The 21024-nt window shown below is 72.0% G+C and carries 17 protein-coding genes and 3 pseudogenes; 13 read left to right on the top strand and 7 right to left on the bottom strand.

Translation table 11 applies throughout. The features are described from left to right. Positions 1–32: 32 nt before the first annotated feature. Positions 33–1199: an ATP-grasp domain-containing protein gene (locus tag ABFY07_RS07465; RefSeq protein WP_346173670.1), complete on the bottom strand. Its 1167-nt coding sequence runs from the start codon at positions 1197–1199 to the stop codon at positions 33–35. 184 nt (positions 1200–1383) lie between these two features. Here ABFY07_RS07465 and ABFY07_RS07460 point away from each other — a divergent pair, with 184 nt between their 5' ends. From ABFY07_RS07460 to ABFY07_RS07450, 3 genes are all read left to right on the top strand, one after another. Then, complete coding sequence (locus ABFY07_RS07460; RefSeq protein WP_346173669.1) at positions 1384–2121, top strand: helix-turn-helix transcriptional regulator; 738 nt, start codon at positions 1384–1386, stop codon at positions 2119–2121. Between the two features lie 18 nt (positions 2122–2139). Beyond that, a complete protein-coding gene (locus ABFY07_RS07455) occupies positions 2140–2742 on the top strand; it encodes a helix-turn-helix domain-containing protein (protein WP_346173668.1) in 603 nt (200 codons plus the stop codon). Positions 2743–2876: 134 nt separating this feature from the next. Beyond that, the gene (locus ABFY07_RS07450) at positions 2877–3401 is read left to right on the top strand and encodes a hypothetical protein (protein WP_346173667.1); all 525 of its coding nucleotides are present in this window, start codon (positions 2877–2879) and stop codon (positions 3399–3401) included. Here ABFY07_RS07450 and pdxR read toward each other — a convergent pair. Then, positions 3367–4836 (bottom strand): MocR-like pyridoxine biosynthesis transcription factor PdxR, encoded by a 1470-nt coding sequence (gene pdxR, locus ABFY07_RS07445; RefSeq protein ID WP_346173666.1) that lies wholly within the window; start codon positions 4834–4836, stop codon positions 3367–3369. The two genes, ABFY07_RS07450 and pdxR, sit on opposite strands and share 35 nt — an antisense overlap. A 47-nt stretch (positions 4837–4883) precedes the next feature. On the opposite strand from pdxR, the gene ABFY07_RS07440 reads away from it, so the two are divergent. From ABFY07_RS07440 to ABFY07_RS07425, 4 genes are all read left to right on the top strand, one after another. Next, entirely contained in the window at positions 4884–6149 is a 1266-nt protein-coding gene (locus tag ABFY07_RS07440) for an MFS transporter (protein WP_346173665.1), read from the top strand. Between the two features lie 336 nt (positions 6150–6485). Further along, on the top strand, positions 6486–7694 hold the full coding sequence (locus ABFY07_RS07435) for a PP2C family protein-serine/threonine phosphatase (RefSeq protein ID WP_346173664.1): 1209 nt from the start codon (positions 6486–6488) through the stop codon (positions 7692–7694). 295 nt (positions 7695–7989) lie between these two features. Beyond that, positions 7990–9246: an arsenic transporter gene (locus ABFY07_RS07430; protein WP_346173663.1), complete on the top strand. Its 1257-nt coding sequence runs from the start codon at positions 7990–7992 to the stop codon at positions 9244–9246. 5 nt (positions 9247–9251) lie between these two features. Next, complete coding sequence (locus ABFY07_RS07425) at positions 9252–9770, top strand: universal stress protein (RefSeq protein ID WP_346173662.1); 519 nt, start codon at positions 9252–9254, stop codon at positions 9768–9770. 81 nt (positions 9771–9851) lie between these two features. Here the strand turns inward: ABFY07_RS07425 and ABFY07_RS07420 are convergent. Next, positions 9852–10742: pseudogene (locus ABFY07_RS07420) on the bottom strand (bifunctional ornithine acetyltransferase/N-acetylglutamate synthase); the annotation flags it as partial. Positions 10743–10801: 59 nt separating this feature from the next. Further along, positions 10802–11608, bottom strand: a pseudogene (locus ABFY07_RS07415) (zinc-binding dehydrogenase); the annotation flags it as partial. Positions 11609–11786: 178 nt separating this feature from the next. Between ABFY07_RS07415 and ABFY07_RS07410 the strand changes: the two are divergent. Beyond that, complete coding sequence (locus ABFY07_RS07410) at positions 11787–12431, top strand: TetR/AcrR family transcriptional regulator (RefSeq protein WP_346173661.1); 645 nt, start codon at positions 11787–11789, stop codon at positions 12429–12431. Between the two features lie 105 nt (positions 12432–12536). Here the strand turns inward: ABFY07_RS07410 and ABFY07_RS07405 are convergent, their stop codons facing one another. Continuing rightward, positions 12537–13376: a helix-turn-helix transcriptional regulator gene (locus ABFY07_RS07405; protein WP_346173660.1), complete on the bottom strand. Its 840-nt coding sequence runs from the start codon at positions 13374–13376 to the stop codon at positions 12537–12539. A 368-nt stretch (positions 13377–13744) separates the two neighbouring features. Here ABFY07_RS07405 and ABFY07_RS07400 point away from each other — a divergent pair, with 368 nt between their 5' ends. The 3 genes from ABFY07_RS07400 (at position 13745) to ABFY07_RS07390 (ending at position 17883) form a co-directional block, all read left to right on the top strand. Then, on the top strand, positions 13745–14914 hold the full coding sequence (locus ABFY07_RS07400) for an MFS transporter (protein ID WP_346173659.1): 1170 nt from the start codon (positions 13745–13747) through the stop codon (positions 14912–14914). Between the two features lie 140 nt (positions 14915–15054). Next, the gene (locus ABFY07_RS07395) at positions 15055–15906 is read left to right on the top strand and encodes an arylamine N-acetyltransferase family protein (protein ID WP_346173658.1); all 852 of its coding nucleotides are present in this window, start codon (positions 15055–15057) and stop codon (positions 15904–15906) included. Between the two features lie 228 nt (positions 15907–16134). Beyond that, on the top strand, positions 16135–17883 hold the full coding sequence (locus tag ABFY07_RS07390) for a GAF domain-containing sensor histidine kinase (protein ID WP_428836878.1): 1749 nt from the start codon (positions 16135–16137) through the stop codon (positions 17881–17883). A 58-nt stretch (positions 17884–17941) separates the two neighbouring features. Here the strand turns inward: ABFY07_RS07390 and ABFY07_RS07385 are convergent, their stop codons facing one another. After that, the gene (locus ABFY07_RS07385) at positions 17942–18334 is read right to left on the bottom strand and encodes an STAS domain-containing protein (RefSeq protein ID WP_346173656.1); all 393 of its coding nucleotides are present in this window, start codon (positions 18332–18334) and stop codon (positions 17942–17944) included. 175 nt (positions 18335–18509) lie between these two features. Here ABFY07_RS07385 and ABFY07_RS07380 point away from each other — a divergent pair, with 175 nt between their 5' ends. Then, positions 18510–18950: a pyridoxamine 5'-phosphate oxidase family protein gene (locus tag ABFY07_RS07380; RefSeq protein WP_346173655.1), complete on the top strand. Its 441-nt coding sequence runs from the start codon at positions 18510–18512 to the stop codon at positions 18948–18950. Positions 18951–18969: 19 nt separating this feature from the next. On the opposite strand, the pseudogene ABFY07_RS07375 reads toward ABFY07_RS07380, so the two are convergent. Continuing rightward, positions 18970–19151: pseudogene (locus ABFY07_RS07375) on the bottom strand (CBS domain-containing protein); the annotation flags it as partial. Between the two features lie 444 nt (positions 19152–19595). On the opposite strand from ABFY07_RS07375, the gene ABFY07_RS07370 reads away from it, so the two are divergent. Beyond that, on the top strand, positions 19596–21011 hold the full coding sequence (locus ABFY07_RS07370) for an APC family permease (RefSeq protein ID WP_428836877.1): 1416 nt from the start codon (positions 19596–19598) through the stop codon (positions 21009–21011). Positions 21012–21024 lie beyond the last annotated feature (13 nt).

Below are 21024 nucleotides of genomic sequence, written 5' to 3'. Positions count from 1 at the left end.
AGTCCTGGCGGGCCACCCTGGCGGGCGCCGCGTCAGTCAAGGTTGGCCATCAGCCAGTCCTCCGCCTCGAACAGGCGCCGCTCCACCTCGGCGGTATCGGCTCCGGCGACGATGACGAAGCACAGATGGGACGCGCTGTGCAGGGTCACGGCGTCGGGCCCGGCCTGCTCGTTGACCTCGTAGTGGCGCACCCACGGGAAGGGCGGCCTGCCGGGTATCCGCACCGGACGGCCCTGCGGCAGGATGGATACCGAGCCATGCACCTCGGCCGGGAGGGCGGCCGGCGGCGGGTCCACGGGCAGGCCGCACATCAGACGCAGGGACACGGCGTGGAGATCGACGCCGTAAGTGGCCCGGGTGAGCGCGGGGATACGGTCTCCGCCCACGCGCGACGCGATCTCGCACAGCACCAGCTCGTCCTGGGGGGTGTGGAACACCTCCAGGTGGTAGGCACCGGCCTCCGGGGTGTCGAAGGCATCCAGCACTCGATCGAAGAACTCCTCCAGCCTGCGGGCGAAGGGGTCGTCGGGACGCAGCTGGAGCGAACCGTTGTTCTGCCCGGAGAACACCCCCAGACAGCTGCGCAGGTACCGTGAGGACGCCACGAAGCGGTAGCCATCGGCCAGCACCGCGTCGATGTGGTACATCCGCCCCTCGACGAACTCCTCCACCATGAGGTCCTCGCGCCAGGCGCGGCGGGTGAACTCGATGAGGTCGTCCTCGCCCCGCAGTACCGTGATGTCGCGCGAGCCCCCCTGCTTCACCGGCTTGACGACAACCGGGTACGCGCACGCGTCGATGAAGTCGGTCAGGTCGACGATCGTGTGGAGGCGCGCGAAGCGGGGCGTGGGGACGGCACGGCCGGCCACCTCCTTCATGACGACCTTGTCGCGGAAGGAACGGGCGCTGGCGGAGGACTGCCCCGGGATCCCGAGGTCCTCGCGCATCCGGGCCACCCGCTCCAGGTCGTACTCGTTGTCCGTGATGATGTGGGTGAACGGCTTCTCGCGCGCCAGCCTGCGGATCATCAGTTCCGCATAGGGCACCGCCTCACAGTTCTCGACGTACTCGTAGCGTGCCAGGGCTTCGGTGTTCTTCAGCTCGTGGTGGCTGAACACGTGCAGCCGTTCGGCGAGTTCCGGGAACACGGCCTGGTAGTCGAGGCGCGGGTTGTAGTTGATCACTGCGATGTCGGTCATGAGGGATCGGCTTTCTGTTGTGCGAGCTGCAGGGGGGTGTGCGATAAAAAGCACGTCAGTGCAGAATAATGTCCACCCGAGGGGGTGATGGCGCTCCCTGCAGCAAGCTGCACCCATGGCGCGTCAACGCGTGCCCGGCAGGTCCGGACGAGGCGCCCACGGGAACCCACGAACGGGGGAAATCATGCGAACGCACTGTGGTCCGCCGAGCCCGGAGCGACGGAGCGACCCGCCGGACCGCTTCCGGCCCCTCGCCGACCAGGCCGCCGTCCGAGCGTGGCTGGCAGCGGCCGTCCGCGGCTGCTCCCAGGAGGTCCTCGTCTCCCAGCCGGACGCCGGCCGGCGGGTCGCCCCGGGACTGTGGGACGGGCCGGGGCCGACCGCGTCGCTGGCGGGCCGCGGCGTCGTGGTGCGCGTCATCCACCGGCACACCGCCCGCTTCGACAACGCCTTACGCGCCGGTATGGGACGAGTCGTCCAAGGCGGCGGCGAGGTCCGCACCCTGGCCGACCCCGTGCCGCCACTGATCATTTTCGACCGGGAGACGGTGCTCGTCCCCACCGGCGAGGAAGGTGCCGCCGTGGCCATACGGCATCCAGGGGTGGCGCACTTCATGGTGGAGGCGTTCGCACGAGCCTGGGCGGTCGCCGTGCCGTTCGAGGACGGCCTCCGCGCGACCGGCGCGAGCGAGGCGGCCTCCCGCGTGCGCGCGACCATCATCCGGCTCCTCGCCGAGGGGCAGACCGACGCGGTGATAGCGCGGCGCGTCGGCGTCAGCGTGCGCACCTGCCGCAACCACATCGCCCGGATCTACCAGGAGCTGGGCGCGCGCAGCAGGTTTCAGCTCGGGGTCCTCGTCAGCCGCTCCGGCCTGCTGGAACGGTTGAATGACGACCTCAAGGACACCCCCGCCCGGACCTGACCCTCCTAGGATGCACCCATGCCCGCTCCGTCCTCCGCCACACCGCCCTCCGGCCCGACCACCCGTGATCCGGAGCTCGACTACCCCCGCCCTGGGGAGGTGCTGCACCGGCTCCGCACCCACCAGGGCATGTCACTGCGCCAGGTCGCGGCCGAGTGCGGGCTGTCGGTGTCGTTCCTGGCCGCCCTGGAACGTGGTGAGACCGATATCGCCCTGGAACGGCTCAGCCGCCTGGCCAAGGTCTTCGGCCACGACGTGGGCTCGTTCCTGGGCTTCTCGCGGGGGCGCGCCACTCCCTCGATCTTCCCGGCGCGGGATCAGGAGTCGTTCGAACGGGCCCCCGGGGTCCATTACCGAATTCTCCGGGAGCCCCGGCTCGGCTACCAGGTGGTCACCGCGGACTTCGAGCCGGGCTGCGGCCTCCTGGAGGAACTGCGACACGAAGGGTCCGACCTCATCCTGATGACAAAGGGCGTCCTCATAGCCCGCTACAACGGGAGCGACCACGAACTGCACGCCGGTGACTGCGCCCAATGGTCGGCCGGTTACCCGCACAGCTTCCGCAACGACAGCGACGAGGCGGCCCAGTTCATCGGCGTCCTCTTCTCGAGCCTCTACTAGGGGCGTCACCGACCTCCGCGGCCTGCGATTCAGAGAGATCCGGGACGCGCAAAGTGGCTGCTCCGCCGGGGTAGGCCCCCGAGCGGTCGGCGCCGTTCACCGGAGTATCCGGTACCGGCGCCTATGTTGGTCCGGTGAGCAGTTCTCCGGCCCCGGCGGGGCGACCCGCGCGCCAAGAGCGGGCCCGCGCTCCTCGGACGGACTACGCGGGTGCGGTCTACGGTTCGCTCCTCGCCGCATCGGTGGTGGCCACCGCCGGCACGGCCGGCGACTTCCCGCGGCTTCAGCTGATCGTGCTGCTGCTGGTGACGGGCGTGGTCTTCTGGGCAGCGCACGTATACGCGCACGTAGCCGGTGAACGGATCGTCGGCAGGCCGATCGACCACCGGGAGGTACGGCGCGTGGCCCGGCGCGAGTGGCCCATCGTGGAGGCGGCGGTGCTGCCCGCGGTGGCGGCGGCGGTCAGCCCGGTGCTCGGCCTGGGCCTGTCCGGCACGGGCTGGCTGGTGCTCGCCGTCGCGATCGCCCAACAGGTCACCTGGGCGACCCTCGGCGCGATCAGCGCGGGCGCGACCCGCCGCATGGCGGTCGGCGAGGGCGTCGTCAACCTGCTACTCGGCCTGGTCATTGTGGCCGCCAAGGCCGCTCTGGGACACTGACCCCCGCGCTGACCTTCGCCGCCCGGCCGTGACCGAGCAGGTCACCGACCGCCGCGATCCCCTCCGCGATCGCCCGCTCGGGAACGTCGCCGAAGCCGAGCACGAGTCGAGGCGGCTCGGAATCGCCCGAGGCCCGGCACGCGCTCATACCGTACAGACCGACGCGCCGGGCCCGCGCCGCGGCGATGACCGCCGATTCGTCCGCCCCGTCCGGCAGGTGGGCCACGGCGTGGAACCCCGCCGCGAGGCCGGTCAGGCGCACCTTTGGGGCATGCTCGGCGAGGGCGGCTCGCAGTGTCCTGCAGCGGGCCCCGTACAGAATGCGCATACGGCGCAGATGGCGGTCGTAGCGGCCTGATTCGATCAGCCGGGCCAGGGCCAGCTGATCGAGGGTGGGCGTGCCTCGGTCCGCGATCCGTTTCGCCTCGGTGAGCGGCGCGACGAGCGCCGGGGGGCTCAACAGCCAGCCGATGCGCAGGGCAGGGGCCAGGGACTTGCTGACGGTGCCGATCGAGACGACCCGGTCGGCCGCGAGGCCTTGGAGAGCGCCGACCGGCTCCCGGTCGTAGCGGAACTCGGCGTCGTAGTCGTCCTCGATGACGTACGCGTCGCGGCGCCGGGCCCAGGCGAGCAGCGCGTGCCGGCGTGCAGGGGCGAGGAGGACGCCGGTGGGCCACTGGTGGGCGGGGGTGACGACCACCGCGCGAGCGCCGGTCGCCTCCAGGGCCGCCACATCGACGCCGTGCGCGTCGACCGGGACGGGGACCGGGGTGAGGCCCGCCGCGAGGATGGCCGCGCTCACCGTGGCGGGACTGCCGGGATCCTCGTGTGCGACGGCACGGACCCCGCCGCGGGCCAGCGCCTGGAGGGCGAGGGCCAGCCCCTGGGCGTAGCCGGAGCAGATGAGGGTGCGGTCCGGTTCGGCGTCGGCCGCGCGGATCCGGCGCAGATAGGCGGTGACGACCGTGCGCAGCTCCCGGCTGCCGCGCGGATCCCCGTAGTCGAGGTCGGCGGTCGGCATCCGGCGGGCCGCCTCGCGGACCGCCCACAGCCAGTCGGCACGCGGGAAGGAGGCCAAGTCGGGCACGCCGTGCCGGAAGTCGGCGATCAGACGCGTGGGCTGCGGAGGGCGCTCGGCCGACGGCTCGACGGGGGCGGCGGGTGCGCAGGCAGCGACACGGGTGGCCGAGCCCACGCGGGTGACCAAGTAGCCCTCGGCCTGCAACTGGGCGTAGCAGTCCTGGACCAGGCCGCGGGACAGGCCGAGGGAGCGGGCCAGTTCCCGCGAGGAGGGGAGGCGTTCGTCCACGGCGAGGCGGCCGCCGCGGATCGCGTCCCGCAGCTGCCGTTCCAATTGGACACGCAGTTGCTCACCGCTGCTCCGGTCGATGGCCAGCAGCAGCTCGGGCGACAGACCGGTCCACTGCACAGGCATGAAATTGGATCTTACCGGTGATCCGGTCCCTGCCTAGCGTCAACGGCATGACTCGTCCTGACCCGACCGCGAACCCCGTCCCGGACCCCACCGTCCCGGACCCCACCGTCCCGGACCCCACCGCCGCGACGGCCACCGCCCCGATGGCCACCGCACCGTCGCGGCCGCCCCTGCTGAGCCGCGCCCTGCTGCTGCGGCTCGTGAGCGTGGTGGCTGTGACGGTGAGCTTCTTCCTGTTGCTGTCGGCGGTCCCCACGCACGTCGGCCGCGGTGCGGCGGGCCTCGCGACGGGCGCACTCATGCTGTCCACGGTGCTCGGCGAGCTGGCCGGGCCCCGGATCGTCGGCCGGTACGGCCACCGGGGACCGCTGGCGGCGGGGTTGTTCCTGCTGGGCGCCCCCGCGCTCGCCCTGCCCCTCGACGACGGCGCTGCCTGGACCGCGTCGGTGTGCCTGGTGCGCGGCCTCGGGTTCGGTCTCACGATGGTCGCCGGCGGCGCCCTGACCGCGGTGCTGATCCCCGCCGAGCGCCGAGGCGAGGGACTGGCCTTGGTCGGCCTGGTGGGTGGTGTGCCCTCGCTCGTCACCCTGCCGTTGGGGGTCTGGATGTCCGGACACCTCGGGTACACCACGGTCACCATGGCCGCGGGCCTGGCGGCCCTGGCGGCGATCCCGACCGTCCCGGGACTCCGGGAGACGCAGCCGCCGAAGACCCACGGAACTGAAGGCACGAGTGCCGATGCCGAAGCACTCGGCATGGTGGCCGCCGTGCGTGCCGCGGGGCTGCGGCGTCCCGCGTTGGTGTTCTCCGCCACCGCGGTCGCCGCCGGGATCCTGGTGACGTTCGTGCCGCTGGCCGTACCGCGCGCATCGGCAGGTGTCGCGACGGCGGCGCTGCTGGTGCAGAGCACCGCTTCCACCGTGGCCCGCTGGCTGGCGGGCCGGTACGGCGACCGCCGGGGCTCCGCGCGGCTGGTAACCCCGGGTCTGCTCGCGTCGGCGGCGGGGCTGTCGACGCTGGCCGCCACTGCCGGCCCGGTCGCCGTACTGATGGGCGCGGCGGTCTTCGGCACCGGCTTCGGCATCGTCCAGAACGCCACCCTCACCCTGATGTACAGCCGCGTCTCCCGCCCGTCGTACGGCACGGTCTCCGCACTGTGGAACCTCGCCTACGACGGCGGCATGGGAGTGGGCGCCGCAGGCTTCGGCCTGCTCGCGGCGCACACGGGGTATGCGTGGGGGTTCGCGCTCACGGGGGTGCTGATGATGGGCGCCCTGGCCCCGGCGGTGCGTGACAGGCGGTCAAGAGCGTGACCGGCTGAACCGGGGGAGGGCACCCGTCCGACCGCCCGCCCGCGGCATGGAGAACCGCGCCGCCGTCCAGAGGTTTCGCGGGACGTCGCACCATGGAGCGACGTCGGCCTCGCAGCTGTGGCAACCTGCCGACATGCCAGCAGAGCTGCGAGAACACGCGGGCCTCGGTCCGCGAGGCCGGACCTGAACGTATGGCGACGGATACGGCACCCAGCACACCTCCCGGGGCACCGGCTTTGCGGCGCTGAGGCACGTGCGACCCCGCTCGGCTGCCCCGTCGCACACGTCACAGAGGACGGGATCAGTGTGAGACTGGGCAGGGAAGGGGTGATCTCCGTGTCGGAGCCATCACACGCGCCCGCCCATCCCGGCCTCCCCGTCGACGAGAATCGGCTGGAACAGCTGATCACTGAGGCGCAAACGGCCCTGCCGGTCGAACTGCCTGCCCTGGCCGACCAATGCGCCTCGGCCCTCGGCCTGGGCACCGCGCTGATCTACCTCGTCGACCTGCAACAACGGCTGCTCATTCCACTCGGCGAAGCGTGGGAGCCGCTGTCGGTGGACCACTCGTCGGCCGGCTGGGCGTACCGCACGGTCTCCCCGCGGGTGGTCGATGCCGATGAAGGCTTGATCGTCTGGATGCCTCTGGTCGACGGTGCGGAACGGCTGGGCGTGCTGGCGGTGCGCACCGCCTCGCTCGACGGGGTGCTGATGCGCCGCAGCCGGATGCTGGCCTGTCTGTCCGCCATGATGATCTCCTCGAAGCGCGCCTACAGTGACTGGCTCGCCGCCCGCACCCGCACCGCGGCCATGGGGTTGCCCGCCGAGATGCTGCGGACCTTCCTTCCGCCACGCACCATCGGCAGCAGCAGGTGCGTCTCCACGGCGGTTCTCGAACCGGCGTACGGCATCGCCGGCGACGCCTTCGACCACTCGGTGGCCAAGAACGAGCTGCACACCATGATCCTCGATGGCATGGGTCACGATCTGATCGCCGGCCTGACCACATCGGTCGCCATGGCCGCGGCGCGCAACGCCCGCCGCGGCGGTGGCGACCTGGCTGATGTCGTCGGCTCCGTCGATCAGGCGCTGGCCCAGTGGCTGCCCGACCACTTCTGCACCGGCGTACTGTGCCGACTCTCCGCCGAGACCGGGATGCTGCGCTGGGTCAACTGCGGTCACCCCCCACCGCTGCTGGTCCGTGACGGGCGCGTGCTCGCCGGAGCGCTGGACAGCCCCCCGCAGCCGCCGATCGGCCTGGCCGGCCCACTCGCCCCGGCAACCCGGCAGGTCCACGAGACGAAGCTGGAACCGGGTGACTGCGTCCTGCTGTACACCGACGGTGTCGTGGAAGCTCGCGACGCGGACGGTGCGGAGTTCGGCCTCGACCGGTTCACCGACTTCATCATCCGCTCCAACGCCGCCGGTGAGCGCCCGGCCGAGGTACTGCGGCTGCTCATCCACGCCATCCTCGACTACCAGCGCAACCGGCTGCGGGACGACGCGACCATCCTGCTCTTCGAATGGCGTCCGCAGTACCAGTGACGCGGGCCACCCTCTCGCTGCGGTCGCCGAGCGGCAGGCGCCGGGGTGCTGGGGTGCTGGGGGGCAGGTGGGGGGAACGCCCTGGTTGTCCCGGTCATTGTGCCGCGCCGCACCCAGTCCGCGGCGCGCGGCCCGGCCGACCCGCGCGCCACGTCCCCCTGGTCCCGGGCAGGAGCGGGTCGGCCCTGACCGGGGACTGCCGCGGGGCCCGGGTCGGCCGTCCGGCGGCCTGATGCCCTGCCGTACCGTGCGGCTGTCGTTGCCGCGTCGGGCGGTCGGGGGAAGAATTCTGCTGGTGAGTTCATCTGTGGCGGAGGTCGTCTCCGTCGTTCTGCTTCTGGCGGTGCTGGCGTGCGCTGTCATTCGTCCGTTCGGGTGGCCGGAGGCGGTCGTCGCGGTGCCGGCCGCGGGCGTGGTGATCGCCACAGGGGCGGTCTCGCTGGGGCACGCCCGCGAGGAGGCGGAGCGGCTCGGGCCGGTGATCGGGTTCCTCGCGGCGGTCCTGGTCCTCGCCCAGCTGTGCGATGACGAGGGTCTGTTCCACGCGTGCGGGGCGTGGATGGCGCGTAGCGCGGCGGGTCGCCCGCGCCGCTTGCTGGTGCAGGTGTTCGCGGCTGCGTCGGTGATCACTGCGGTGCTCAGTCTGGATGCCACCATCGTGTTGCTCACGCCGGTGGTGTTCGCCACCGCCGCGCGGCTCGGCGCCCGACCGAAGCCGCACATCTACGCATGCACCCATCTGTCGAACACCGCGTCGCTGCTGCTGCCGGTCTCCAACCTCACGAACCTTCTGGCGTTCGCCGCCAGCGGGCTGAGCTTCACCCGGTTCGCCGCTTTGATGATGCTGCCCTGGCTGGTGGCGATCGCCTGCGAGTACGTGGTCTTCCGCCGGTTCTTCGCCACCGACCTCGGTGCCGGGGCCCAGGCCCCGCCCGCTGCCGAGCCGCGCGAGCTGCCAGTGTTCGCGCTGGTCACGGTGGCCTGCACGCTGGCCGGGTTCGTCGTCACCTCGGCGGTGGGGATCAACCCCGCCTGGGCGGCCTTCGCAGGCGCCGGCGTGCTCGCCGTGCGGGCGCTGGCCCAGCGCCGTACCACGCCCAGGGCCGTCGTACGCGCCGCGGCGGTGCCGTTCCTCGTATTCGTCCTGGCCCTGGGCATCGTGGTCCGTGCGGTGGTCGACAACGGGCTCGCGACCGGGCTGGGGCACCTGGTTCCCGGCGGCACGGGCCTCGCGGCCCTGCTGGGCATCGCGGTGCTGGCCGCGGTGCTGGCCAACGTCATCAACAATCTGCCCGCCGTACTGGTGCTGCTGCCGCTGACCGCGCCGTCCGGGCCGGGCGCGGTGCTGGCGGTCCTGCTCGGTGTGAACATCGGCCCCAACCTCACCTACGCCGGTTCCCTGGCCACGCTGCTGTGGCGGCGCATCGTGCACGAACACGACAGTGAGGTCGGGCTCGGGGAGTTCACCCGGCTCGGTCTCTGCACCGTGCCTGCCGCTCTGGTGCTGTCGGTGGTGGCACTGTGGACCTCGCTGACCCTCATCGGAGGCTGATCGCCATGCACGTCATCGCCTGGATCACCGAGGGCACCTGGCCCGCCGGCATTGACGCAGCCCGCACTCACGCACCCGAGGACGCGGAGATCGTGCTGCTCCACGTCACCCCGGCCGACGTCCCGGGCGCGGCGCACGGCGCGTTCGCCGGCCTGCTCGGCCGAGGTCACCCCGAACGCGACCCCGGCACGAGAGTGGAGCACCTGGCTGCCGTTTCCGCCGACCAGCTTCTCGCTGACGCCGCGCGGCGTCTGGGCCGCCCGTGTACCCGTGTCGAGCGCACGGGCCGTGTCGAACGGGAGGTCGTAGCCGCCGCCGAGGGCGCGGACCTGCTCGTTCTCGCCCGCGACGGCGACCGCACCCGCCTCGGGCCGCACAGCTTGGGGCCGGCCACCCGCTTCATCGTCGACCACGCTCCGTGCCCGGTGCTGCTGGTGTGGCCAGAGGCCGCACCCGACATCGCCACCATCCCGCACCCGCCACCCCACCCGCCACCACCTCCGCACCCGCCACATCACCGGTAGCAGCAGGCGTCGAGCGGGTACCGTGATCAGATGCGGGCCCAGATCACGTCGGTCGAGTTCAGGCTGAGACAGAGCTCCCGGTCATGTCGTGTAGTCCGCGTTGATACGGATGTAGCCGGCGGACAGGTCGCAGCCGTAGACCGTGGCTTCCGCCTCCCCGAGACCCAGCGTGATGACGATGTCGACCTCGTCCTGGCTCATGATGCCGACGAGTTTGCCGAGGGTGTCGGCCTCGGGCTCGTCGGGGTACACCTCGATGTCGCCGAATCGCACGGTGACGTCGCCCGGCGCGATGTCGGTGTCGTCGGTGTTCTTGCCGATGGCCATCACCACCCGCCCCCAGTTGGGGTCGGCGCCGTGGACGGCGGTCTTGACCAGCGGGGAGTTCACCACGCTCTTGGCGATGCGTTTGGCCTGGCTGTAGTCGCCGGCCTGGCCGACTGTGACGCGTAGGAGCTTGGTGGCGCCTTCGCCGTCACGGGCCAGTTGCTGCGTGAGGTCCAGGCACAGGTCGTCGAGGGCTTCGGAGAACCGCGCCGGATCGACCGGTCCTGCAGCGCCGTTGGCGATGACCGCAACAGTGTCGGAGGTGGAGGTGTCCGTGTCCACGCTCAGGCAGTTGAACGTGCGGTTCACCGCTCCGCGCAATGCTCTGTCCAGGTCGGTCGGGGACAGGGCCGCGTCGGTGAACACGTAGGCAAGCATGGTGGCCATATTGGGTTCCAGCATGCCGACACCTTTGGCGACGCCCACGATGCGGGCCTGCCCGACGGTCCGTACGGCGGTCTTCGGGCGGGTGTCGGTGGTCATCATCGCGCGGGCCACATCCAGCGGTCCGGCCGTGAACGCCGCGAGGCCGCGTTCGGGGGTCCCGTCGAAGTGCGTACGGATGGTGCCCATCGGCAGTGGGCGTCCGATGACCCCGGTGGAGCCGATGAGTACCTCGTTCTCCGGGATGCCCAGAACCCCGGCGACGCGGCGGACGACCTCGGCGGCGTTCTCCTCGCCCTGACGCCCGGTGGCGACGTTCGGGGGCCGGGCACGGTGTCGGAGCTGAAAGTGGCGAACGACAACGACCTGCGGAAGGCGTCCACCAGCCGCATGCCGAAGTCTGCCGGTGGCTGCCCCCCGACCACGCCGACAGCCACATACCGCCCGTTGGGGTTCAGCTTGTCCAGGAAGAGAGGAAGCTGAGGACCTGCCACGACATCGATCACGATGTCGAAGCCCGCCGGTGCGTCCGGGCCGCTTCCGCCGGAGCGGTCAAGGGTGTGGGTTGCGCCCAGGTCTCGCAGGCGGGCGCCTCGCTCCGCGGACGAGGTGGTGACGGCCACGGCGCCGGCGCCATTCCTGGCCGCGAGCTGGATCGCCGTGATTCCGATGCTGCCCGCCGCCCCGCGCACGAGCACCGTCTCACCGGGCGTGAAACGGGCACGGTCGAGGGCGTAGTGGGCGACCACGCCGGAGCCGCCGAGGGTCACCGCGTCGGTGTCGGTCAGACCGTCGGGCAGCGCAAGGACGTCCTGGACCGCGGCGACGGCTTGCTCGGCGTACCCACCGGACAGGCCGGTGAACGCCCACACCCGCCGCCCCATCCACGAGGCGTCCACGCCCTCTCCCACCGCGGTGACGATTCCCGCGACTTCGCTGCCGAGGAGATGGCCCTCTTGGAAGCCGTGGGCGGCAAGCGTTCCCCGGCGGATCACGGCGTCCACCCCGCCTACCCCGATCGCCTCCGTGGCGATCTGCACCTGCCCGCGGGCAGGAACGGGCACGGGCACATCGACGACCTCCAGGCCATCGGGGTCTCCGAACGTCCTGATCACGACGGCTTTCATCTTGGCTCCTCGGGTCGGTGGAAGGGACGGGGCGCAACTGCTGCGGTCTTGGGCGTCGAGCCGGCCCCCGCAGCCGGGGCATCACCGGTGAAGTGCGGGGGCGGGGTGGCGGCACCGCCATCGGACCGTAACGGACGCCTCCGTCCGTTTGGCCGCCGTTTGGCTAAAGTGAGAAACGATGACCACCCACTTGCCTCACCCTGTGCGCTCCGACGCCCGCGACAACCGGGCCCGCATCCTGCACGCCGCGCGCGCGGTGTTCGGCGAGGAGGGCCTGAGCGCGCCCATGCGCGAGGTCGCCCGGCATGCGGGCGTCGGCCCCGCCACGCTGTACCGGCACTTCCCGACCAAGCAGGCACTGATCGCGGAGACATTCGCCGAGCAGCGGCGGGCCTGCCATGCCGCCGTCCGCGACGCCCTCGCGGACTCCGATCCGTGGCACGGATTCCGGAGCCTGATCGAGCGGATCTGCGAACTTCACGCGCACAGCCGGGGATTCGCCGACGCCTTCATGACGGCCTTCCCCGACGCCATGGACTTCGCCGCCGACCGGCAGCAGACTCTGCACGCGGTCGGCCAACTGGCCCGCCGGGCCCAGGAGACCGGCCGGCTGCGCCCCGGCTTCGTCGTCGACGACCTGATCCTCATGCTCATGGCCCACCGGGGCCTCCAGGACACGCCGCGTGCCGCCCGGGTCGCGGCCTCCCGCCGCTTCGCCGCCTACGTGATCGAAGCGTTCCGCGCCGCACCAGAGACGGGAGCGCCCACGCCGCTGCCGTCGGCACCGCGCCTGCAGCTCACCCACTCGCCCAGCACGCCGTAAAACACGTCGCGGCGCACCAAGGCGGCTCGCGTTCAGCCGGCCCTGTCGAGTCGGCCGCATCTCCATGCCGGGGGCCGTGTCCCGGAACGGCCGGATGTCCTGGGCTCATCCGCCTGTCTGCAGGCGGCGCAGGGCATCCTCGGAGTCGCGGTCGTCGGGCAGGTAGGCCAGGAAGTGGTGGCCGGGTTCGTCCACGGCGGCCAGCTTCACGTACCGCAGGCGGAGTTCGCCCACGGCCGGGTGCCGGAAGCGGCGGACGGAGGGCTGGAATGCGGCTGTTTCCCGGCGCTCGTACCAGCGGGCCGCGTCGCCGTCGGACAGCAGCTCGCCGATGAGTTCGGCGAACCGCGGATCGTTGGGCCGGCGAGCCGCCCGGGACCGGAACTGGCCGAGCAGGGCGCGGGCCTCGTGTTCCCAGTCGGGGAGCAGGGTGCGGGCCGGCGGCCAGCGGAACACCAGCCACAGGAGGTTGCGCTGCTTGGGGTGCAGCCTTGCCGGATCGGTCAGCAGGGCGGCGTACCCGGCGTTCCACGCCAGCAGGTCCCAGTGCGGGTCGAGCACCACGGCGGGGTGTGGCGTCATGGCCTGCACCAGAGTGAGCAGGTTGCGTGACACCCAGGTGGGGACGTCGACGGTCGGGCTGCTCTCCTCCACGAACGACAGGACGTGCGCGGTTTCCGCGGCATCCAGCCGCAGCACCCGCGACACCGCGCGCAGCACCTGCTCCGAGGTGCGCACCCGGCCCTGCTCCAGCCAGGTGTACCAGGACACGCTGACGCCGGCGAGTTCCGCGACCTCGGCCCGCCGCAGCCCCGGTGTCCGTCGGCCCGGGGCGTCCGGCAGACCCACGCCCTTCGGCGTCAGCCGTTCACGGCGGGACCGCAGGAAGGCCCCCAGTTCATGGCGGGAGGACTCGCCCGGCGGCGGTGTGGGTGCGGTGCTCACCGACCACCGCGCCGGCGCCCGGCCGTGTCCGGCGAGGATCCGTGGTCCGCAGTGGGCGGTGCGGAGGTGTCCAGGGGTGACAGCCTGCCGCGCGTCATGGTGCCCCTCCTCCGGACGGCGGGCGTCCGCCCGGCCGCGGGCGCCCTCTTGTGATGCTGCCGTCACCAGGCCCGATGCCGAACCGGCAGGCTGTGACTGATGGTAATAGCCAGCGGTCTCCGCCCCGAGGGACCCGGTGCTGAACTGGTGGCGGACCGCATCCGACCAGGGTCGGTCCGTCTCTGCCACCCGCTCACCCGCTCACCCGCTCACCGGCTCACCGGCTCATCCGTTCTCGTCGAACCCTCTCGGAAGGGAGCCTCCGCCCCATGACCACCACCGCGTCGACACCGGTGGCGACCTCGCCCGCGGCCTCCCTGCGGCTGTTGCGCACCGCTGGATTCGTCAGCAACTTCGACCGCTTCTGCATCGCGCCCATGCTGGTTCTCATCGGCCGCCGCCTCGGGGCCCCGCTCCCCACCGTGGTGCTGGCCGCCAGCGGCTACTACCTCACCTACGGGCTGATGCAGCCGGTGTGGGGGGTGGCCAGCGACCGATGGGGCCGGGTGCGGGTGATGCGGGTGTCGCTCACCGGCGCGGCACTGGCCGCCCTGGCCTCGGTCCTCGCTCCCAACGCTCCCGTGCTGATCGGGGCCCGCGCCCTGGCCGGCGGGTTCTTCGCCGCCTCCATCGCCGCCTCCTTGACGTACGTGGGCGACACGGTGCCCGCCGCGACACGGCAGCGCGCCCTCAGCGAGCTGATGACCGCGTTCGCGCTGGGCACCGCCGTGGCCACGGTCGTCGCCGGGGTGTTGGCGCACTATCTGACGTGGCGGCTGGTGTTCGCGCTGCCCGGTATCCTCGCCGGCTACCTGGCGGTGGCCCTGCGCCGCCTGCCCGAGCCCGAACGGGCCCCCTCCGGGTCACTGCTGGCGCCCTTCCGCGTGGTCCTGTCCTCGCCGTGGCAGTGGTACGTGATGGCGGTGGCGATGCTGGAGGGGGCGGTGCTCCTCGGCTTCCTGACCTACCTGGCACCGGCTCTGGAGGCGCGTGGCGTTCCCACCACCCTGGCCGGCGCCGTCGCGGCCCTGTACGGGGTCGGGTCCATGGCGGCGGCGCAGGTGGTCAAGCGGCTCGTCGGGCGGTGGTCTCCGGTGGGCCTGATCGTGGCCGGCGGGGTGCAGATGGCCGTGGCGTACCTGCTCGCCGGGTGCAGCCAGTCCACCGGGGCGCTCGTCGTCGTCGCCCTGCTCCTCGGGGGCGGCTGGTCCTTCATGCACTCCACGATCCAGTCGTGGGCGACGGCGCTGTCCCCGACGGCCCGCGCCACGGGCGTGGCCATGTTCGGTGTTGCCCTGTACGTGGGCAGCGCCCTGGCCGGCGGCCTGGCGGCCTCCGCCGCTCAGGCGCACGACTACCGGCCGCTGTTCTGGCTGGCGGCGCTCCTGACCGTGCCCCTGACGACGGCCGCGGCGGTGGGCCGGGCACGCTGTCGCTGAGGGGCGGTCCTGTACGTCGGCCCCGCAGGGCGTGGCCCCGGAACTCGTCCGAAGCCCCGGGGCCGGGCGGGGGACGGGCCGTACGGGCGAGTAGGCTGATCCCCCGTTCGAACCGGTGAGGGGGAGCGGTGAGGGGGAGCATGATCGACATCGACGGGTACCTGGCCGTGCTGGGGGTGGCCCGGCCGGCGGCCCCGACCGCCGAAGCGCTGTGGGCACTGCACCGGGCGCAGGTGGAACGCGTCGCCTACGAGACCCTCGACAACCAACTGGGACGGCCGACGAGCATTGACGCCGCGGAATCCGTGGCCCGGATCCTGCGCGGGCGCGGCGGCTACTGCTTCCACCTCAATGGGGCCTTCGCCGCGCTGCTGACGGCCCTCGGCTACGACGTGACCCTGCACAGGGCCGGAGTGCAGGACGAGGTCGAGGACCCCGAGGGCCCGGGCGGTGACCACCTCGCGCTCACCGTGGGGCTCGACGGCGAGCGATGGCTGGTCGACACCGGGCTCGCCGGCGGAATGTACGAGCCACTGCCGCTGCGCGAAGGCACCTACACCCAGGGCCCGTTCAGCTACGCGATGGCCCCGTCGGCAGTGGTGCCCGGCGGCTGGCGGTTCACCCATGACCCCCGCGGCGCCTTCACGGCGATGGTCTTCGCGCCGGAGCCCGTGGAGCTGTCCTCCTTCGCCGCGGAGCACCACCGGCTGTCCACTTCCCCCGAGTCCGGATTCGTCCGGGTCCTCCAAGCCCAGCTCCGTGACGCCGAGGGCGTGGACATGCTGCGCGGCTGTGTGCTGCGCCGGATCGACGCCGAAGGCACGTACGAGCGGACCATCGACTCGGCCGACGACTGGTACGACGTACTGGCCGACGTGTTCCACCTGAATCTGACCGACGTCGACGCCTCCGCCCGGGCGGCGCTGTGGCACCGCGTCCACGCCGCGCACCAGGAGTGGGCGGCCGCGGGGGAGCGGGCGACAACGCTCTGACGGGAGGGTCGGCGCCCGGGACGGGATGGTCGGGCTGCGGTGGTCGCGCCTCGGCCAGGCCACTGGAGCGGTGGTGACGGTCCGGGCGCGGCGTGGGACTTGTCGCCGATAACCGGTGGACTGACAACGCCGTGGTGCGGTCGTGGCTGTAGCAGGATCCGTTGTCCACCAACAGGGCCGTTCGGGCATGCTGTACCCATGGTCAGGAGAGAGGACAAGGACACCCGCATGGGCGAACCGCCGGGGGCGGAGCGTCCCGGTTCGGTCCCGCCGTTGCGGATGGACGCGCTGCTGAGTGAGCTGCAGGAGCATGTCGAACGGGTGCGCGGCGGCCGGGACCGAATGCAGACCCTGCTGGACGCCGTCATGGCGATCGGCAGCGACCTCGAGCTGGAGGACCTGCTGCGACGGATCGTGCGGTCCGCCGTCGTCCTCGTGGACGCCTCGTACGGCGCGTTGGGCGTGCTGGGCGAGGAGGGCACGATCCGGCAGTTCATCACCGTGGGCATGGATGAGGAGACGATCGCGAAGATCGGGAACTACCCCGAAGGACACGGCATCCTGGGTCTCCTCATCCGTGAGCCCGCGCCGCTCATCCTCGAGGACCTCGGGGGGCACCAGGAGTCGGTGGGTTTTCCACCGGGGCACCCGCCCATGCGCACGTTCCTCGGCACCCCCGTGCAGGTGCGCGGCAAGGTCTTCGGCAACCTCTACCTGACCGACAAGCGCGGCGGGCTGCTCTTCGACGCCGACGATCAGGTGGTGCTCCAGAGCCTGGCCGCCGCGGCGGGGGTGGCGATCGACAACGCCCGTCTGTACGACGACAGCCGCCACCGCGAGCGGCGTCTGTCCGCCAGCGCCGACATGACCCGCGCTCTGCTGTCGGGCGCGCCGCCCGAGGAGATCCTGCGGTCGCTGGCGGACACCGTCCGGCAGATGACCGGCACCGACCTGGTCACGCTTGCCCTTCCCGTCGGGGAGGGCCCCGACCTCACCGTGGAGGCAGCAGCGGGTGAGGCGGCCGACCGGGTGCTCGGCCTGGCGCTCTCGGCGTCCACCCTGGCGGCGAAGGTGTTCACCACCGGAGAGCCGATCACGAGTGAGGCCCTGAGTGATGACCCCCGCGGATCGGGCGGCAGCGCCTCCGTGGTAGGCCTGGGCCCTGCCTTCTTCGTGCCCGTGGGCGACCGCGACAGGGTGCGGGGCGTGTTGCAGGTGGCCAACGTCCCCGGCGGCCCCTCTTTCAGCGACGCGACCATCGACATGGTGTCCACCTTCGCCGACCAGGCCGCCCTGGCGCTGAAGCTGGCCGAGCACCGCCGGGAGGCCGAGCAGCTGACGCTACTCGGTGATCGCGACCGTATCGCCCGCGACCTGCACGACCAGGTCATCCAGCGGCTCTTCGCCGACGGGCTGACCCTGCAGGCCGTACTCGGCCGCGTCCGCGGCGAACCCACCGCGACCGAGCGCATCCAGCGGGTCGTGGACGACCTGGACGACACGATCAAGATCATCCGTGCGACCATCTTCGCGCTCCAGCACCGGGACCGGCAGGAACAGGCCGGCGGGTTGCGCGCCCGGCTGCTGACCGTGACCGACGAATCCGCCGAGGCCCTCGGCTTCTCCCCGGCCCTGCGCATGACCGGCCTGCTGGACACCGAAGTGCCCGCCGCCCACGCCGGCCACCTCCTCGCCGTCCTGCGGGAGGCGCTGTCCAACACCGCCCGGCACGCGCAGGCCACCACGGTGGAAGTCACCGCCGAAGCCTCCGATCGGACACTGCGGCTGACAGTCGCCGACAACGGACGTGGTATCGACCCGGCCGACACCCGCCGCAGCGGACTGGCGAACCTGCGAAGCCGCGCGGAAGAACTCGGCGGCACCTTCGACATCACACGCCGTCACCGGAGCGGCACGCTCTTGGAGTGGACCGTACCCCTGCCCACCGACGGCGAGGCCGCCGAGGAGGGCGGCTGATCCACTCGACGAGGCCCACGCGGCGCCCGGCCGACGTCCGAGCTCGTCCGTGACCCGGTCAGCTCGCCGCGCGCAGAGGGCCTTCCGGGGCTGCGACAGCAAGGGCTTCGGGCAGGCGGTCGTGGACATCGAACACGTCGCTCAGCCCTGCCCCGCTCATGACGCGCAGCACTCGATCGCTGTCGGCGACGAGGCGCAGCCGGCCGTGCCGTCGCCTGATCCGGTTCCGGGCCCGGCACAGCGGGGTCAGTCCCGCGGAGTCGATGAAGGACACGGCGCGCAGGTCCACCACCACGTCCGGGCGCAGGGAAGCCGTCAGGCCGTCCAGACGAACCGTCAGAGAGTGTGCGGCCAGTATGTCGATCTCGCCGTACAGCTCCACGACGGTGGTTCCGCCGACGGTGCGTTCCGTGTGGCGGCATTCGGAGCCGATGTTGGTTTCGGGGGCCATGCTCAGAGGAAAGCCGAGCGGGCGGGCAGGACGGAAGGGCCGTTGGGCCCCCTGCGCCGAAGCGTTTTCCTGGGTCGCTCTCCGGCCGGGGCGGGACCGGTGGCACTCATGGGTGGCCGCGTCCGGGGCTCAGCATGGACAGGACTCCTTGTACCGGCCGGGGGAGGGCTGACCCGTGTACGCGAACGATGGCTTCCGTGAACTCGATCGTGGCGAGTGCCTGCGCCTGCTGGCGACAGCACCCGTGGGACGAGTCGTCCACACGCGGCAGGCCCTGCCGGCGGTGGTGCCGGTCAACTTCGGCCTGGCCACGGACGGAGCGGTGTTGCTGCACACATCGGCGGCGTCCGAGCTGAGCCGCGCGGTCGACGGCGCGGTCGTCGCGTTCGAGGCGGACGCCGTCGACGCGGCGGCGCGGTCCGGCTGGAGCGTCGTCCTGACCGGCCGGGCCGCGGTCGTCACCGACCCGGCGGAACGGGAACGCCTTGAGCGGATGGCCCCGTGCTCCTGGGCCCCCTCGCCCGACGAGGTTCTCGTGCGGATCGACGCCGAACTGGTCACCGGGCGCCGACTCGTCGGCAGCCGGACGCTGTACGGCGTACCGCTGCCGGGCTGACCACCGGGCACCGCCTCGGCTTCCACAGGAACGTCGACGTGCTGACGACGCCGACCACCCGGCCCTCGCCCTCCAGACGGGCAGGCCGCTGACCTTCCAGTCCTGCGTCAGCCGCACCAGCTCCTTGAAGGAGGCGTGGCGGCCGACCGCGACCACCGTGTGGGACATGACGTCGCTGACGAGGTAGGGGGTGCCGCGCATGGTGGCTCCCTCGTGGTTCGGCATGTGGCGAACAGCCGCGCCGGGTCGTCGGCTTCGTCGGCGCCGAGCGGTCCGGCTGGAGTGCGACTCTCCCCGGGACCGGTGAAGTTGACCGACGACCTCAGCGTGGGACGGCGGGCGGGACCGAACCAGGGGCTTCCGGCCCCGGGGCAGGGGTCACCCGTCCCCAACCGCTTGCCGGGCCGGCCGGTGGCGGTGGCGGGCGAGTCCGCCGGGCTGAGCGGGCCCCGGGGACCGGGACCTTCGGGCCGGAGCGGGGCCCTGCGGCCACTGACCTCATCCGGCTCGACGCAGCAGGATCGTTCGCGGATCGACCCGGCCCTGACCTGATCGCGCAAGGAGTACGCCATGCCCGCACCCACACGAGACAGGGAGGGGACGGCGCCGCCTGCGACGCTCGGCCTTCCAGCGGCCTCCGCTCTTGTGATCGGCAGCATCATCGGTACCGGAGTCTTCGCGCTGCCCTCCGCCCTCGCCCCGTACGGACCGGTCTCCCTGATCGCGTTCGTCGTCGTCACCCTCGGCGCGCTCGCGCTGGCGCTGACCTTCGGCGCGCTGTCCAAGCGGATTCCGGCGAGCGGCGGGCCGTATGTCTACGCCCGTGAGGCGTTCGGTGAGTTCGCCGGCTTCCTCAACGCCTGGTCGTACTGGATCACGGCCTGGGCCGGCAACGCCGCGATCGTGGTGGCCTGGGTCGGCTATGTGGAGGTGTTCGTCAACACCGGCCACCACAAGGGGATGTCGGTGCTCCTCGCACTGGTCGGACTGTGGATCCCCGCCGCGATCAACCTCACCGGTGTGCGGAACACGGGCGCCTTCCAGGTCGTCACGACCGTGCTGAAGTTCGTCCCGCTCGTTTTCATGGCCACCGTCGGGCTGCTCTTCATCGACTCCCACAACTTCGGCCCCTTCAACGCGAGCGGCCGGCCGGCGCTGGGCGCGATCTCCGCCGCGGGCGCCATCGCCCTGTTCAGCTACGTCGGTCTGGAAGCCGCTTCGGTGGTCGCCGGGCGGGTCCGGGAGCCGGGGCGCAACGTGCCGCGCGCCACGGTCTACGGCACGCTCGTCTGCGCCGTCATCTACATCCTGGGCACCCTCGCCGTCTTCGGCACCGTTGCCCACGACAGGCTGGGCGGCTCGACCGCGCCCTATGCGGACGCCGCGAACAACATCTTCGGGGGAACCTGGGCCGGTGACATCGTCGCCGTCGCCGCGATCGTCTCCGGGATCGGCGCGCTCAACGGCTGGACCATGCTGTGCGCCGAGATGCCCTACGCGGCCGCCCGCGACGGCCTGTTCCCACGCGCCTTCGCCCGGCTGCGCGGGAAGAGCGACACCCCCGTGTTCGGGATCGTCGCGTCCACCGTACTGGCCTCGCTGATCACCGTGTTCAGCTACACGCGCTTCGACGACGTCTTCACCAAGATCGTGCTGCTGAGCGTGCTGACCGCCGTGATCCCCTACCTGTTCTCCGCCGCCGCCCAGTTGTACTGGCTGCTCGTGCGCAACGGGGAGAAAACGAGCCCCCGACGGCTGGCCCGTGACGTCACGGTCGCCGCGCTCGCCCTCGCCTTCTCGTACTGGTCGATCCAGAGCAGCGGCTACCAGACCGTCTACTACGGCCTGTTCGTCCTGCTCCTCGGAGTGCCGGCCTACATCTGGCTCAAGAAGGGCCAGGCCGTCCGCGAACGGCCGGCCGCCACCCGGGCCGGGGAGAACCCGGCCCAGCAGGAGCGGGCGCCCGAGACACCCCCGCCGGCCCGGCGGCTCTCCCGCGGCACGCGCACCGGCCGCGCCGGCGGACTCCGCCGGCGACACGACCCGCACCCCCACCACTGACCGCACCACCACA

The sequence above is a fragment of the Streptomyces sparsogenes subsp. cuspidosporus genome (assembly GCF_039532705.1).
Taxonomy (GTDB): Bacteria; Actinomycetota; Actinomycetes; order Streptomycetales; family Streptomycetaceae; genus Streptomyces; species Streptomyces sparsogenes.
The sequence above is the reverse complement of the archived record's forward strand: the minus strand, read 5'-3'. Positions and strand labels throughout refer to the sequence as shown.